This window comes from Paraburkholderia sp. UCT70 (genome assembly GCF_050434085.1).
Taxonomy (GTDB): domain Bacteria; phylum Pseudomonadota; class Gammaproteobacteria; order Burkholderiales; family Burkholderiaceae; genus Paraburkholderia; species Paraburkholderia tuberum.
In genome coordinates, this window is sequence record NZ_JBNPVZ010000002.1 from 2,622,401 (window position 1) to 2,635,193 (window position 12,793).

At 65.9% G+C, this 12,793-nt stretch carries 18 protein-coding genes; 13 read left to right on the forward strand and 5 right to left on the reverse strand.

The window, feature by feature from the left end; all coding sequences use genetic code 11:
• Positions 1-68 precede the first annotated feature (68 nt).
• The 6 genes from OKW41_RS14360 to OKW41_RS14385 all read left to right on the forward strand — a co-directional run bounded on the left by OKW41_RS14360 (position 69) and on the right by OKW41_RS14385 (position 5,698).
• The gene (locus OKW41_RS14360; RefSeq protein ID WP_429572932.1) at positions 69-1,706 is read left to right on the forward strand and encodes an NfeD family protein; all 1,638 of its coding nucleotides are present in this window, start codon (positions 69-71) and stop codon (positions 1,704-1,706) included.
• Positions 1,703-2,473, forward strand: a complete 771-nt coding sequence (locus OKW41_RS14365) for a slipin family protein (protein WP_429572933.1) — start codon at positions 1,703-1,705, stop codon at positions 2,471-2,473. Before OKW41_RS14360 ends, OKW41_RS14365 begins: the two co-directional genes overlap by 4 nt.
• A gap of 214 nt (positions 2,474-2,687) precedes the next feature.
• Positions 2,688-2,954, forward strand: a complete 267-nt coding sequence (locus OKW41_RS14370) for a DUF4148 domain-containing protein (RefSeq protein WP_429443824.1) — start codon at positions 2,688-2,690, stop codon at positions 2,952-2,954.
• A 12-nt stretch (positions 2,955-2,966) separates the two neighbouring features.
• Complete coding sequence (locus OKW41_RS14375) at positions 2,967-3,581, forward strand: YaiI/YqxD family protein (protein ID WP_429572934.1); 615 nt, start codon at positions 2,967-2,969, stop codon at positions 3,579-3,581.
• Between the two features lie 161 nt (positions 3,582-3,742).
• Positions 3,743-5,044, forward strand: coding sequence for an NCS2 family permease (locus OKW41_RS14380; protein ID WP_429572935.1), 1,302 nt, complete (start codon positions 3,743-3,745; stop codon positions 5,042-5,044).
• Positions 5,045-5,164: 120 nt separating this feature from the next.
• A complete protein-coding gene (locus tag OKW41_RS14385) occupies positions 5,165-5,698 on the forward strand; it encodes a cytochrome b (RefSeq protein WP_429572936.1) in 534 nt (177 codons plus the stop codon).
• Between the two features lie 165 nt (positions 5,699-5,863).
• On the opposite strand, the gene OKW41_RS14390 is transcribed toward OKW41_RS14385, so the two are convergent.
• Complete coding sequence (locus OKW41_RS14390; protein WP_026226687.1) at positions 5,864-6,154, reverse strand: DUF1488 domain-containing protein; 291 nt, start codon at positions 6,152-6,154, stop codon at positions 5,864-5,866.
• 304 nt (positions 6,155-6,458) lie between these two features.
• On the opposite strand from OKW41_RS14390, the gene OKW41_RS14395 reads away from it, so the two are divergent.
• Positions 6,459-6,767 (forward strand): 2Fe-2S iron-sulfur cluster-binding protein, encoded by a 309-nt coding sequence (locus OKW41_RS14395; protein WP_184062727.1) that lies wholly within the window; start codon positions 6,459-6,461, stop codon positions 6,765-6,767.
• Positions 6,768-6,821: 54 nt separating this feature from the next.
• Here the strand turns inward: OKW41_RS14395 and OKW41_RS14400 are convergent, their stop codons facing one another.
• From OKW41_RS14400 to OKW41_RS14410, 3 genes are read right to left on the reverse strand one after another with little or no spacing between them, the layout of a single operon-like run.
• A complete protein-coding gene (locus tag OKW41_RS14400) occupies positions 6,822-7,016 on the reverse strand; it encodes a YqaE/Pmp3 family membrane protein (protein ID WP_090806541.1) in 195 nt (64 codons plus the stop codon).
• 21 nt (positions 7,017-7,037) lie between these two features.
• A complete protein-coding gene (locus tag OKW41_RS14405) occupies positions 7,038-7,280 on the reverse strand; it encodes a DUF1653 domain-containing protein (RefSeq protein WP_429443829.1) in 243 nt (80 codons plus the stop codon).
• Between the two features lie 58 nt (positions 7,281-7,338).
• A complete protein-coding gene (locus OKW41_RS14410; RefSeq protein ID WP_429443830.1) occupies positions 7,339-7,983 on the reverse strand; it encodes a helix-turn-helix transcriptional regulator in 645 nt (214 codons plus the stop codon).
• 236 nt (positions 7,984-8,219) lie between these two features.
• Here OKW41_RS14410 and OKW41_RS14415 point away from each other — a divergent pair, with 236 nt between their 5' ends.
• The 3 genes from OKW41_RS14415 to infA all read left to right on the forward strand — a co-directional run bounded on the left by OKW41_RS14415 (position 8,220) and on the right by infA (position 9,716).
• Positions 8,220-8,438, forward strand: a complete 219-nt coding sequence (locus OKW41_RS14415) for a hypothetical protein (RefSeq protein ID WP_429572937.1) — start codon at positions 8,220-8,222, stop codon at positions 8,436-8,438.
• A gap of 591 nt (positions 8,439-9,029) precedes the next feature.
• Positions 9,030-9,311, forward strand: a complete 282-nt coding sequence (locus tag OKW41_RS14420; protein ID WP_429443831.1) for a hypothetical protein — start codon at positions 9,030-9,032, stop codon at positions 9,309-9,311.
• A 135-nt stretch (positions 9,312-9,446) separates the two neighbouring features.
• A complete protein-coding gene (infA, locus tag OKW41_RS14425) occupies positions 9,447-9,716 on the forward strand; it encodes a translation initiation factor IF-1 (protein ID WP_429291335.1) in 270 nt (89 codons plus the stop codon).
• 305 nt (positions 9,717-10,021) lie between these two features.
• On the opposite strand, the gene OKW41_RS14430 is transcribed toward infA, so the two are convergent.
• Positions 10,022-10,372 carry an FCD domain-containing protein gene (locus OKW41_RS14430; RefSeq protein WP_429573418.1) on the reverse strand — a complete coding sequence of 117 codons (351 nt, stop codon included), beginning with the start codon at positions 10,370-10,372 and terminating at the stop codon, positions 10,022-10,024.
• Here OKW41_RS14430 and OKW41_RS14435 point away from each other — a divergent pair.
• From OKW41_RS14435 to OKW41_RS14445, 3 genes are all read left to right on the forward strand, one after another.
• Positions 10,301-10,684: a hypothetical protein gene (locus OKW41_RS14435; RefSeq protein ID WP_429573446.1), complete on the forward strand. Its 384-nt coding sequence runs from the start codon at positions 10,301-10,303 to the stop codon at positions 10,682-10,684. The two genes, OKW41_RS14430 and OKW41_RS14435, sit on opposite strands and share 72 nt — an antisense overlap.
• 316 nt (positions 10,685-11,000) lie before the next feature.
• Positions 11,001-11,576 (forward strand): ANTAR domain-containing response regulator, encoded by a 576-nt coding sequence (locus tag OKW41_RS14440; protein WP_090806551.1) that lies wholly within the window; start codon positions 11,001-11,003, stop codon positions 11,574-11,576.
• Positions 11,577-11,583: 7 nt separating this feature from the next.
• Complete coding sequence (locus OKW41_RS14445; RefSeq protein ID WP_429572938.1) at positions 11,584-12,735, forward strand: CmpA/NrtA family ABC transporter substrate-binding protein; 1,152 nt, start codon at positions 11,584-11,586, stop codon at positions 12,733-12,735.
• The last annotated feature ends 58 nt before the right edge of the window (positions 12,736-12,793 follow it).

The following is a 12,793-nucleotide window of genomic DNA, read 5'->3' on the forward strand; positions in this document are numbered from 1 at the left end:
GCCAGCCTTGATCGAGGGTATGGGCCCGCGCCGCCGGTTCGCACCGGCTGGCGCGACGGCCGTCAGCGATGAACACGACTCCGCGTCTCCCGCTCCGGCAGTCCGGTCCGCGCAGGCCGCTTATCCGCGGCGGCATCGTGGGCCGTTTGATGCGCGGCATCGCCGTGCTCGGCGTGCTATGCGCGTTCGGCTTCGCGACGCGCGAAGCGCTGGCGCCGCTGCAAGCGGCCAATGCGGCCAATGCGGCGAGCGCGGCGAACGTCGCCGCCGCGACCGCCAACAGCGTCGTCGTGATTCCGGTGAATGGCGCGATCGGACCGGCCACCGCCGATTTCATCGTGCGTGGTTTGCAGCGCGCTGCCAGCGAGCGCGCACAGCTCGCGGTCCTGCAACTCGATACGCCCGGCGGCCTCGATACGTCGATGCGGCAGATCATCAAGGCAATCCTCGCCTCGCCGGTGCCGGTCGCGACCTTCATCGCGCCGAGCGGCGCGCGCGCGGCCAGCGCCGGCACCTACATCGTCTACGCGAGCCACATCGCGGCGATGGCGCCGGGCACCAACCTCGGCGCCGCGACGCCGATCCAGATGGGCATCGGCGGCAACGAGCCGCCCGCCGGCGGCCCGCCGGTAACGCCAGCCACCCCAGGTACGCCGGGACTGCCGGACATGCGCACGCTGCCTGGCGGCGCCTCCGCGCCTGCGCCTGCGTCAGCCGGCGCATCATCCGAAGCCGCCAGCGCACTGCCGCTCGACACCCAATCGACCGAACTGCGCAAGCAGGTCCACGATGCCGCCGCCTACATCCGCGGCCTCGCGCAGATGCGCGGCCGCAACGCCGACTGGGCCGAGCGCGCGGTCCGCGAAGCGGTGAGCCTGTCCGATGAGGAAGCGCTCGCGCAGCGCGTCGTCGATATCGTCGCGCGCGACGTGCCGGACCTGCTGCGCCAGCTGGACGGCCGCACGTACGTCACGAGCGCGGGCAGCGTCACGCTGCACACCGCGCATGCGCCGCTGATCACACTCGAACCCGACTGGCGCAGCCGCTTTCTCGCCGTGATCACCGATCCGAGCGTCGCGCTGATTCTGCTGATGCTCGGCATGTATGGCCTGTTCTTCGAATTCGCCAATCCGGGCTTCGTGCTGCCCGGCGTAGTCGGCGCGATCAGCCTGCTGCTCGGCCTGTTCGCGATGCAGATGCTGCCCATCAGCTACGTCGGCCTCGGGCTGATCTTTCTCGGCATCGCCTTCCTGATCGGCGAAGCGTTCCTGCCGACCTTCGGCTCGCTCGGTTTCGGCGGCGTGGTCGCGTTCGTGGTCGGCGCAATGATGCTGATGGATACCGACGTGCCCGGCTACGGCATCCCGCTGCCGCTGATCGCCGCGGTCGTCGTATTCAGCGTCGCGTTCGTGCTCGGCGTGTCACAGCTCGCGCTGCGCGCGCGGCGGCGGCCGGTCGTGACGGGCTCGGAGGCGCTGATCGGCTGCGTCGGCGTGGTGCTGGACGGCGGCTTGCTGCCCGAACCCGAACACGCGGCGGGCGGCCCGCTGGCCGGCTGGGCGCGCGTGCACGGCGAGCGCTGGCGCGTCTCGAGCACCACGCCGGCCGCGCCGGGTCAGAGCGTGCGCGTGACGGCGCGCAACGGCCTCACACTGACCGTGGTGCCCGTAACGTCGGTCGACGCCTTACAAGGAGAACGTTCATGATCGGCTTCACATTCGGCTTCGGCAGCATCCTGATCCTGCTCGTGATCGCGCTGATTGCGTCGTCGGTGCGGATTTTTCGCGAGTACGAACGCGGCGTCGTGTTCATGCTCGGCCGCTTCTGGAAGGTCAAGGGGCCCGGGCTCGTATTGATCATTCCGATCGTGCAGCAGGTGGTGCGCATGGATTTGCGCACCGTCGTGTTCGACGTGCCGACGCAAGACGTGATCACGCGCGACAACGTGTCAGTCAAGGTCAACGCGGTCGTGTATTTCCGCGTCGTCGATCCGGAGAAGGCGGTGATCCAGGTTGCGCGTTACTTCGAGGCGACCAGCCAGCTGGCGCAGACGACGCTGCGCGCGGTGCTCGGCAAGCACGACCTCGACCAACTGCTGTCGGAGCGCGAGCAGCTGAACACCGACATCCAGAAAGTGCTCGACTCGCAAACCGACGCGTGGGGCATCAAGGTATCGATCGTCGAGATCAAACACGTCGATATCAATGAAACGATGATCCGCGCGATTGCGCGTCAGGCCGAAGCCGAGCGCGAACGGCGCGCGAAGGTGATTCACGCGGAAGGCGAGTTGCAGGCATCGAAGCAGTTGCTGGAGGCGGCCCAGACGCTCGCGCGGCAACCGCAGGCGATGCAGTTGCGCTATCTGCAGACGCTGGTGACGATCGCCGCCGACAAGAACTCGACGATCGTGTTTCCGCTGCCGATCGACCTCGTGAGTGCGGTGCTGGAACGCTTCAACAAGCCATCGGCGTGATAGGACGATATTTGTCAGGACATCCATTCGGCGCGGATTGGCGTCGACGTTTCGGCATACCCGCCCGCTTGCGCGTTGCTTGCGCTGACGTGGCGAACGAGGCTCGCGGCGGGTTCGATTTGCCGGCAGAAATGGTGCGTTGCTTGTACCGACTTACCCGGCGCACCGAAAAATCACCAGGTCCGGCTGTTTTTCCGCTCCGCAGGAGCCCGCCATGAGACTGTCTTCCCGCATTGGACTCGGCGCGCTGTTGGCCGCCGTGGGTATCAGCACCGTCTACGCGCAAGCGGTGACGCAGCCCGCCGACCCGTCGGCGCCGAAAACGCGCGCCCAGGTCCGCGCTGACCTCGCGGAATGGCTCGCCGCCGGCTACGACCCGTTCGACTGGATCAACTATCCGGAGAACGCGCAGCGCGCGGGCCGCATCGTCGCGCAACACCGCGAGCAGCAGCAAGGCAACGCCCCGACGGCCGTGCAGTAAAGCGGTCGCGGCTTGCATGGTCGCAGCCTGAATGCCGCCCGCCGCGGGCGGCATGGCACGGCTTGCGTCGCGGCAAGGTATCATCCGGTCCCTCCATCCCCCACGCAGCAAACCAGCCGCACACAGCCGGAACCCGCACCATGGGTCGATGCCGACGCCTGCCCGGCCGTCGTCAAGGACATGCTTTATCGCGCGGCGCGCCGGACCGGCATGCCGCTGACGCTGGTCGCCAATGCGTTCCTGCGCGTGCCGCCGTCGCCGCTGATTCGCGCGATCCAGGTGCCGGCCGGCTTCGACGCCGCCGATCAGTTGATCGTCGAGCGCGTCGTCGCGGGCGACCTCGTGATCACCGCCGACATCCCGCTCGCCGCCGCCGTGCTGGCAAAAAATGCCCACGCGCTCGATCCGCGCGGCAACTGGTACACGCCCGGCACGATCGAAGAACGGCTGCGCATGCGCTCGATGCTCGACCAGTTGCGCTCGAGCGGCGTCGACACGGGCGGGCCGGCCGCCTTCAGCGCGCGCGATGGCAAGGCGTTTGCTGGCGAACTCGATCGCTGGCTCGCGCGTCAGGCGCCTCGCGGTGATGCGCAGGCGCCACAGTCGCACGGCAAACCGCCCGCCTGACGGGCCCGGGCGGCCTGCTGGCGCCGCCGCAGGCGCCGGGGCGCTGCCATTCGTGATTACAATTCCGCCGTAACGCCGCCGCGCGGCCCGCCTTGCCGCGCCGCGCTGTCACCGCCTCGATGACAAAAACACTGAACGACGAAAGAGGGAAAACCCGCCACATGGACTCGATCAAACGCTACTTCGGCTTCGACGCCGTCGACACCAACCTGCGCACCGAAGTGCTAGCCGGTGTGACCACTTTCCTGACGATGGCCTACATCATCTTCGTGAACCCGGCGATTCTCGGCGACGCCGGCATGCCGAAGAGCGCGGTGTTCGTCGCGACCTGCCTCGTGGCCGCGCTCGCGTCGCTGATCATGGGTCTGTACGCGAACTACCCGATCGCGCTCGCGCCCGGCATGGGCCTGAACGCGTACTTCGCATACACGGTCGTCAAGGGCATGGGCTACACGTGGCAGGCCGCGCTCGGCGCGGTATTCATCTCCGGGTGCCTGTTCCTGATCGTCACGCTGTTCCGCGTGCGCGAGGTGATCGTCAAGGGCATCCCGCATTCGATCCGCATCGCGATCACCGGCGGCATCGGTCTCTTTCTCGCGATCATTTCGCTGAAGTCGGCCGGCGTGGTGGTCGGCAATCCGGCCACGCTCGTCACGCTCGGCAATCTGAATGACCCGCACGTCGTGCTCGCGGCGGTCGGCTTCTTCGGCATCGTCACGCTGGATCATATGCGCGTGCGCGGGGCGATCCTGATCGGTATCGTCGGCGTGACGATCCTGAGCTTTTTCTTTGGCGGCAATCAGTTTCACGGCATCGTGTCCGCGCCGCCGTCGATCGCGCCGACGCTGTTCCAGCTCGATATCCGCAGCGCGCTGTCGAGCGGCGTGCTGAACGTGGTGCTGGTGTTCTTCCTCGTCGAGCTGTTCGATGCGACCGGCACGCTGATGGGCGTCGCGAACCGCGCGGGGCTGCTGGTGGAAGGCAAGATGCATCGGCTGAACCGCGCGCTGCTCGCGGACAGCACCGCGATTCTCGCCGGTTCGATACTCGGTACTTCGTCGACGACGGCGTATATCGAAAGCGCGTCGGGCGTGCAGGCCGGCGGCCGTACCGGCATGACCGCGATCACGGTCGCCGTGCTGTTCGTCGCGGCGCTGTTTTTCGCGCCGCTCGCCGAAGTGGTGCCGCCGTATGCGACCGCGCCCGCGCTGCTGTACGTGTCGTGCCTGATGCTGCGCGAACTGGTCGACCTGCCGTGGGACGACGCGACCGAAGTCGTGCCGGCCGCGCTGACCGCGCTGCTGATGCCGTTCACCTACTCGATTGCGAACGGCGTCGCGTTCGGCTTCATTTCGTACGCGGGACTCAAGCTGCTGACGGGCCAGGCGCGCCAGGTGAAGCTGGTCGTGTGGATCATCGCGGCGATTTTCCTGTTCCGGTATTTCTATCTCGGCAGCGAATGAGGAGGTCGCGCGGCCGGGGGGTCGAATGTGTCGTCGGGTTCGGGGACCGTTTATCATCCGATGTTTCGAATGACGATCGACCGGGTCGCAGCGGCTCGGGTCGCCACCCCAGGAGCCTCGATGTCCTCATATAACCGCACGACGGACCGCTACACGAAACCCGCGATTTTCTTTCACTGGATGATTTTTCTGCTGGTCGCGCTGGCCTATCTGGCCATCGAAATCCGCGGCCCGCGCGGCTCCGACAGCCGCGCGTTCTGGACCGGCGTGCATTTTTGGGCCGGCACGCTGGTGCTCGGGCTGGCCGTGTTGCGGCTGCTGTGGAGACTGTGGGCCGGCGCGCCGGAGGAGCTCGACAGCAATCGGCTGCTCGCTTTTCTCGGGCGCTCCGCGCACCTCGCGCTCTATGTGTTCATCTTCGCGCAGCCGCTGCTCGGCATGCTGATGGTCAATGCGGGCGGGCGGCCGGTGTCGCTCGCATGGACGGACATCAGCTTCACGCTGGTGCGTGCGGATTCGATCGCGCGGCCGCTGTTGAAGGACGCGCACGAGTGGCTCGGCAACGTGTTCTATTGGGTGATCGGACTGCACGCGCTCGCGGCGATCGCGCACCATGTGGTGTTCAAGGATCGGGCGCTGCGGCGGATCATTTGAAATTAATGGAGTTAGCTGCGTGCCGCCGATGCATTGCACGCGGTCGCGGCTTGCGCGCAGGCCAGCCAGCGGCAGCGGCACGGGTGAATCCGAACTTCGCGCTTCGGCAGCAGTCGCGCTTGCCGAAGCTTCGGTACCGGTAGCCAGCCGATAATTTCAGATCGGTCAGTTACGCCAGTTCGCCTCGTAAAACCGCACGTAACCGCTTCTGAGCACGAGACACTGCGCGCGCGTTTCCGACAACAGCCGGCGCGTGGCGGCCTCGATGCGCGGCCGGTGCGCGTCGAACGCGACGATCATGTCCTCCAGCCGGGGGGACGCGGCGCCGAAGTGATCTTCGAGCGCTTCCGCGGTGATCATGCACTCCACCCTCTGCCCATCGACCATTGCCGGAAACGCCAAAGTAAGTTCGCGACCTGAATATTCAGGGGCTTCGTTCGGGAATTGGATCTGCATGGGAGTCACCTGGAAGAGTGCGCGCACGATGCGCTCGGGTAATGCACGCGCTGATTGCTTGCTATCGCGTCCGCCGCTCGTTCCTCCTTGTCCCATGCAGCCGACGCGGGCCGTCGCCTCGACGCGGCATCGTCAGTTCGCGCCACGCGGAGGTGAATTGATTCACTTTAGACGAGTTCGGGCCAGGTGCAAGATTTCCCCGATTTTTCTTGAAGGCGCGACTCACGCGCCGATGTTGCGGCGCGGCATAAAGCGGTGTCCGATCCCGTGTAAAGTGTCGCGCACCTAGTCATTGACCTGCACGATGTCCGCTCCTACCCGCCCGCCTGTGGTTCGCGTCGAACCGCTCGGCCAGAGCTTCGAAGCGCCCGATTCGCTGACGATTCTCGAAGCCGCCGCTTTCGCCAATCTGCGTTTGCCGCGTTCGTGCCGCAACGGCACGTGCCGAACATGCTTGTGCCGGATGACGTCTGGGCGTGTGCGCTACTCGATTGAATGGCCCGGCGTGAGCCGCGAGGAAAAGGCGGACGGTTATATCCTGCCGTGCGTGGCGGTCGCGGAAACCGACGTGGTGATCGAAGTGCCGGATGCGGTCGCGATACCGGCACGGTGAGCGGGAGCGTGCGGGCCTGGCGCCCCGCTCGCCGACGCTTTCACGCGCTGTGTCTTACCGCCCGTTGCCCATCGCGCGGGCGATTTTCTTGTCCGTGTTGTACTGGCTCAGCGAATACACCGACCAGATGGCCGCCGGCACCCAGCCGATCAGCGTGATTTGCAGAATCAGGCAGATGATGCCCGCAAACGGACGGCCGATCGTGAAAAACTGCAGCCACGGCAGAATGATGGCAAGCAAAAGACGCATTCGGTTTTCCTGTTCCTGTGATTACGGCAGCATGGGTGAGTCCGCGGGGAACGCATCTGCCTCGTTGTTGAACTCATCGAGCGGCGCAAAACGCGGCACCTTGACGCCTTCCTGCTCTACCAGCTCGAAAAACACCGTCGCTGGACGGGTCCAGATCGTACCATTGGCCGCCTTGTAGACGATCATCGTGACCGTCGGATCCGATTCGAGCGTGGCCTCGCAGACCAGTTCGTAAATGGCGCCTTTGTAGTGTCGGTAGCGCATGGCGTGTGTCCTTATTTTGGGCGTCATCGATGCATTTTCAAGCACGGCGCGCCTGAGCTCAGCCGCCCTCTTTCAACTGCTTCAGGATCTTGTAGACGGTCGCGCGGCCCATCGTCAGCACCGCGGCCACGTAATTCGCCGAGCTGCGGCCGCGAAACGCGCCCTGCGCGTGCAGCGCCTCGACGATTTCACGCTTGTGCTCGCGCGTCAGCGCATTGATGCCGATCTGCCGGTCACGCAGCCACGTGTGCAGATACGTGTTGATGCGGTCCTGCCAGTCGTCGCGGAACAGATCGTCGGCAGGCGCGTCCGTCATCGCGCCGCCCTTGATGAACAGATCGAGTGTCGAGCGCACATCCTCGAACACCGCGATGTTGAAGTTCACGCACAGGATGCCGGCGGGCTTGCCGTCGTCGTCGAACAGGATGTTGCTCACGCAGCGCATGCGGCGGCCGTCCCAGTTCAGCTTCTCGTAGGGGCCGATGGTCTGGCCGCGCGCCGCGAAGTGCGCGTCGTCGAGCACCGACGGCGCGCCCACCTCGAGCCGCGACAGATTGTTCACCAGATACGCGATGGTCTGATCGCTCAAATCGTGAATCACCACCTCGGCGCACGGATAGAGCAGCGCGGCGATGCCGTCGGCGATCGGCGCGTAGCGCTTCAGCAGCAGGTCTTTGACAGGAGACACGTTCGGGTTGCGCATGGAAAAAACGCGAGTTTGAAGGAGGCGGCGCGCGAAAGCGGATGACGACGAAGCCAGATGCCCGCAGTGGACGCCGGCGCGCCCGCGCGGTCCGCAATTCAGGAAGTCGCCATTGTAGCGGCCTCGCGCTGGCGCCGCGACTTGACGCCGGACGGCAATTTTGTCTACCTCGCGAGCGCATTTTTTTCGTGCGATAAACACTGATCCGCCGACACCCAACCGAACGGAGCCAACCGATGGCCACACTCGAAGCGCTTCGCGCCGTGCTCGACGACAAGCGCACGCCGGAGATCATTGGCAACCACATCATCGATTCGCTGCAGTACGCGCTGCGCAACTATGGTCAGGTCTTCACAGCGAAGGAAGTCGAATGGCTGGCCGGCTGGGACGATGCGCGCCTGCCGCTGGTGGCCGCGCGCGAATTGCAGAAGCGCGTCGCCGAGACGTCGCGCTGACGCGCGCGTTCGGATAGCGAGCCTCGCGCGCGCCACTCGCAATTCGCGCGTCCGTCACCGGTCCCGCATCCGACACGACTTCGCCAACCACCCGCGAAGCCCCGCCAGTCGGGCGTTCCGGTCGTGCGCCGAAGTTGGCACTATCCAATCAGCCCTATTTCAGGCATCATGTTGCAATTGTTGTACCTCGCACCCATATAGCACTGGCAGCACCAGGCAGTCTCAACCCGGCATCTCCGCACCACCCCCGACTGTTCGACCGCCCTTTATCTGCGATCCCGTCACTCCGGCAATGCGCCGCCCGCATTCGCCGTCGCGAGAAGTACACCGAGCGGTTCAGCATCATGCGTCCGGCGCCCGAATTAACGCGCCGCCTCAGCGTTTTTTCGGTCGAATCCGCGTTTTCGCGCGACCGCTCGGGCCATTGTCATTGAGCCCGCCGGGTCTAGCAGGCCTGTGCCAACCATTTTTATCGCGGCGCGCCCATCGGTGCTCCGCCGCCGGTCCGCGCCGTGACGCGTCAAAGGAGCGTTGCCGGAAGCAGCGCCCCGCACGCGGCGCGTGGACCACGCAATACAGGACATGTTTCTCATGAATCCAGCAGTCAGGACCTACAAGGGTTACGAAATTCACCCGCTCGTTTATCCGCGCCGCCCCGCGGGCGCGCAAGCGACCCGCAATCCGGGCGCCGGTTACGACGCTTCGGTGCGCATCTGCCGCGTCGGCGCCAATGCGGCGGCCGACGGCCGGGTATTTCGCCTGCAGTACCTGTTTCCGTTCGACGGCATGGGCAAGGCGCGCATCGCGTGCATGGCGCATGCGGAACGGCTGATCGACGGCCATGTGAGCGGTCAATCGGTCACCGATCTTTGAGCGGCGTCATCGGCGCGTCACTCATGTCGCGCAGCGTGCTTTCGGGCGCCGCTGCTTTTCAAACGAATCCACAGTCGCGCCGCTCGCAATGCCCGCGGCCGAATTCCCCTTTATCCCATCGACCAGGAGTTATGCATGGCGAAAGAAGAACTGATTGAACTTGACGGTATCGTCGACGAAGTGCTTCCGGATAGCCGCTACCGCGTGACGCTCGACAACGGCGTCGTGGTCGGCGCCTATGCGTCCGGGCGCATGCGCAAGAACCATATCCGTATTCTCGCGGGCGATCGCGTGACGCTCGAATTGTCGGTGTACGACCTGACCAAGGGGCGGATCAATTTCCGCCACAAGGACGAGCGTTCGAGTGGCGGCGGTGCGCCACGGCAGGCGGCGCGGCGGAGGTAAGCAGGGGTCACGGCGCCGCCCTGCGTACCTGTGATGTTTGTGCAGGCGATGCGGGCAGCCCGCCCGAACCCACGCGAAAGCGCGAGGCCCGACAGACTCGCGCCATACCTTCCGACTCCGCGTTCTGCTTGAACGCGCTACGTGGGCCTCGCCGCCCTGGCGCGTGAAATAGTAGACGTCTTCCCTGACATTCGGAATGCTCTCTAGCGCATGCGCGAACGTCGTACGCCGCAACACGCGCGGCGTCTTGATTGGAATCTGGCGGCACGCCGCTTCGGCGACCACGCACGTCGCAGCACGTCTCGCTAAACTCCAAACACCGCCTCCAAATCCTCCCCACCCGCGCTTTTGCGCACCTGCTCGACCACCCGCTCCTCCAGCTCCGACAGATGCTCGCGCGTCGCCGTCAACGCGGCCTGCAGGTCGCCGGCATCGAGTGCGTCGATGATCCGCGCGTGCTCATCGGCGGAACAGCTCGAACCCTTCGACGGATCGAACAGCGCCTTGTACGGCTTGGTCTTCGCGACGAGTTGCCCGACCAGTCCAAGCAACTCGGTGCCGCCCGCCAGCTCCGTCAGCAGTACGTGAAACTGGCCGGCCAGTCGCACGGATTCATCGATGGCGCCCGCGCGCAGCGCCTTTTCCTCGCCGCGCACGTGCGCGCGCAAGCGCTGCTTGGGCTGTCCGCGCCGCTGGCTGGCGTGCTCGGCCTGATCGCACTGCCCGACGCCGCGCCGCTGCTGTGGGTCGGTATCGCGGGCGCGGGGCTCGGCGGCATATTTTCGCTGACGCTCGTGACCGCGATGGATCATTCGACCGATCATCGCGTGGCCGGTCAGCTGGTCGCGTTCACGCAGAGCATCGGCTTTATCGTCGCGGCGGTTGCGCCGCTCGTGGCCGGCATCGTGCGCGGCTGGAGCGGCCGATTCGTCGCTGCGTGGATCATGCCGGCTGCATCGCCGCGATGATGGCGGTGACCTTGCTGTTTTCACCGCGCAGTTATTCGCGCTGGCTTAAGGCTCCAAGGCTGCGGCCGCGACGAACGCGATGCGTCGCTTCGGTGCATCGGGCGTCCACTGTCCTGCATGCCCCGCGCCGGTGCAGCGCGACCGGCATGGCCGCACCGTCTCTTTCGCGGACGATTCGCAGCCATCGCCCGCAAAAAACCCAATCGGCCCGCGCCATTCGCGCGCGCACACTCTCACGCACCTCGCCAAGCCCGTCGCGCGAAGACTGGCATACCCATTGCTTTACTGATAGTCAGATGTCCCTTCCCCCGACTCCATGCTGCGTGTTCTTCTTGTCACCGACACCGACAAACCCATCGGCGATCTGCGCGATGCGCTCGCCTGTCTCGGCTGCGAAATGCTCTCCGGCACCGCGACGCCGCAAGCGCTGCATCGCGCGGTTCAGGACGAGCGGCCCGACGTCATCATCATCGATACGGAGTCGCCGTCGCGCGATACGCTCGAACAGCTCGCCGTGATGCACGCGACCGCGCCGCGCCCCGTGCTGATGTTCAGCCACGACGCGAACCAGCAACTGATCCGCCAAGCGGTCAACGCGGGCGTCACCGCGTATCTGGTCGAAGGCCTCGCGACCGAGCGGCTCGCGCCGATTCTCGAAGTCGCGCTCGCGCGTTTCGCGCAGGAGTCACAATTGCGCGAGCGGCTCGCGCAGGCCGAAAACGAACTGGCCGAGCGCAAGCTGATCGATCGCGCGAAACGCCTGCTCATGGATCAGCAGAAACTCACCGAACCGGCCGCCTACGCGAGTCTGCGCAAACGCGCGATGAACCAGGGCGTCAAACTCGCCGAGGTGGCGCGCGAGGTCGTCGCGTCGGCCGGCTCGCTCAAATGATGCGCTCATGAATCCAGCCACTTCCGTCACCGCGGCGGCCTTTGCCGAGCCGCCTGAAAAGACCCATCTGCGGCTCGGTTTCGTCGCGTTGTCCGACGCGGCGCCGCTGATCGCGGCGAAGCTGCTCGAGTTCGGCCATGCGCACGGGCTCACGCTCGAATTGTGCCGCCAGCCGTCGTGGGCCGCCGTGCGCGACAAGCTGCTAGCCGGCGATCTCGACGCCGCACACGCGCTTTACGGGCTCGTGTATGGCGTGCAGCTCGGCCTCGGCGGCCCGCGCACCGACATGGCCGTGCTGATGGTGCTGAACCGCAACGGCCAGGCGATCACGCTGTCGAATCGGCTCGCCGATGCGCTCGCGAAGCATGGGACATTGCGCGAGGCGCTCGCGACGCTCGGCCGCAAGCCGGTGTTCGCGCACACCTTCCCGACCGGCACGCATGCGATGTGGCTGTACTACTGGCTCGCGGCGCAAGGTGTCGATCCGTTGCGCGACATCGACAGTGTCGCGATTCCGCCGCCGCAAATGGTCGCCGCGCTTGCCGAAGACCGGCTCGACGGTCTGTGCGTCGGCGAGCCGTGGAATGAAATGGCCGAGGCGCACGGCGTCGGCAAAACGATCGCTTATTCGAGCGAGGTGTGGCCCGAGCATCCCGAGAAAGTGCTCGCCTGCCGACGCGATTTCGTCGATGCGCATCCGCGCACGACGCGCGCGCTCGTGCAGACCGTGCTCGAAGCGTGCCGCTGGCTCGACGGCGCCGGGCATCGCGACGAGATCGCCCGCTGGCTCGCGCGGCCCGATTACATCGGTATCGACGAGACGCTGATCGCGGCGCGGCTCGGCGACCAGCTCGACACGGCGAACCCGCGCCGCCTGCCGATGCGTTTCTTCGACGACGGCGCGGTCAATTATCCGCATCCATTCGAAGGTGCGTGGTTCCTCACGCAGTTCGAGCGCTGGGGGATCATCGATGCGCACAACGACTACGACGCGGTCGCCGCGCGCATCAACCAGACGCAGTTGTATCGCGAGGCCGCCGCGCGCGTGAACGTGCCGGTGCCCGGCGAGGACGTCACAAGGGAACTGATCGATGGCGCGGTGTGGGGAAGCGGCTCACCATCCGCCGCTTATGCGCGGCGTTTTGCGATCCGCCGCTGAGCGGAACCGCACGCGAAAGCCCCGAGATCCGCTGCGCTGACTGCCCACGACCCGTCAA

Coding starts and splice junctions, on each gene's coding strand:
- OKW41_RS14420 (WP_429443831.1), top strand. CDS start 9,030: ATGAATCCAGCAGTCAGGACCTACAAGGGTTACGAAATTCACCCGCTC.
- OKW41_RS14360 (WP_429572932.1), top strand. CDS start 69: ATGAACACGACTCCGCGTCTCCCGCTCCGGCAGTCCGGTCCGCGCAGG.
- OKW41_RS14370 (WP_429443824.1), top strand. CDS start 2,688: ATGAGACTGTCTTCCCGCATTGGACTCGGCGCGCTGTTGGCCGCCGTG.
- OKW41_RS14440 (WP_090806551.1), top strand. CDS start 11,001: ATGCTGCGTGTTCTTCTTGTCACCGACACCGACAAACCCATCGGCGAT.
- OKW41_RS14380 (WP_429572935.1), top strand. CDS start 3,743: ATGGACTCGATCAAACGCTACTTCGGCTTCGACGCCGTCGACACCAAC.
- OKW41_RS14395 (WP_184062727.1), top strand. CDS start 6,459: ATGTCCGCTCCTACCCGCCCGCCTGTGGTTCGCGTCGAACCGCTCGGC.
- infA (WP_429291335.1), top strand. CDS start 9,447: ATGGCGAAAGAAGAACTGATTGAACTTGACGGTATCGTCGACGAAGTG.
- OKW41_RS14415 (WP_429572937.1), top strand. CDS start 8,220: ATGGCCACACTCGAAGCGCTTCGCGCCGTGCTCGACGACAAGCGCACG.
- OKW41_RS14400 (WP_090806541.1), bottom strand. CDS start 7,016: ATGCGTCTTTTGCTTGCCATCATTCTGCCGTGGCTGCAGTTTTTCACG.
- OKW41_RS14405 (WP_429443829.1), bottom strand. CDS start 7,280: ATGCGCTACCGACACTACAAAGGCGCCATTTACGAACTGGTCTGCGAG.
- OKW41_RS14385 (WP_429572936.1), top strand. CDS start 5,165: ATGTCCTCATATAACCGCACGACGGACCGCTACACGAAACCCGCGATT.
- OKW41_RS14445 (WP_429572938.1), top strand. CDS start 11,584: ATGAATCCAGCCACTTCCGTCACCGCGGCGGCCTTTGCCGAGCCGCCT.
- OKW41_RS14365 (WP_429572933.1), top strand. CDS start 1,703: ATGATCGGCTTCACATTCGGCTTCGGCAGCATCCTGATCCTGCTCGTG.
- OKW41_RS14390 (WP_026226687.1), bottom strand. CDS start 6,154: ATGCAGATCCAATTCCCGAACGAAGCCCCTGAATATTCAGGTCGCGAA.
- OKW41_RS14410 (WP_429443830.1), bottom strand. CDS start 7,983: ATGCGCAACCCGAACGTGTCTCCTGTCAAAGACCTGCTGCTGAAGCGC.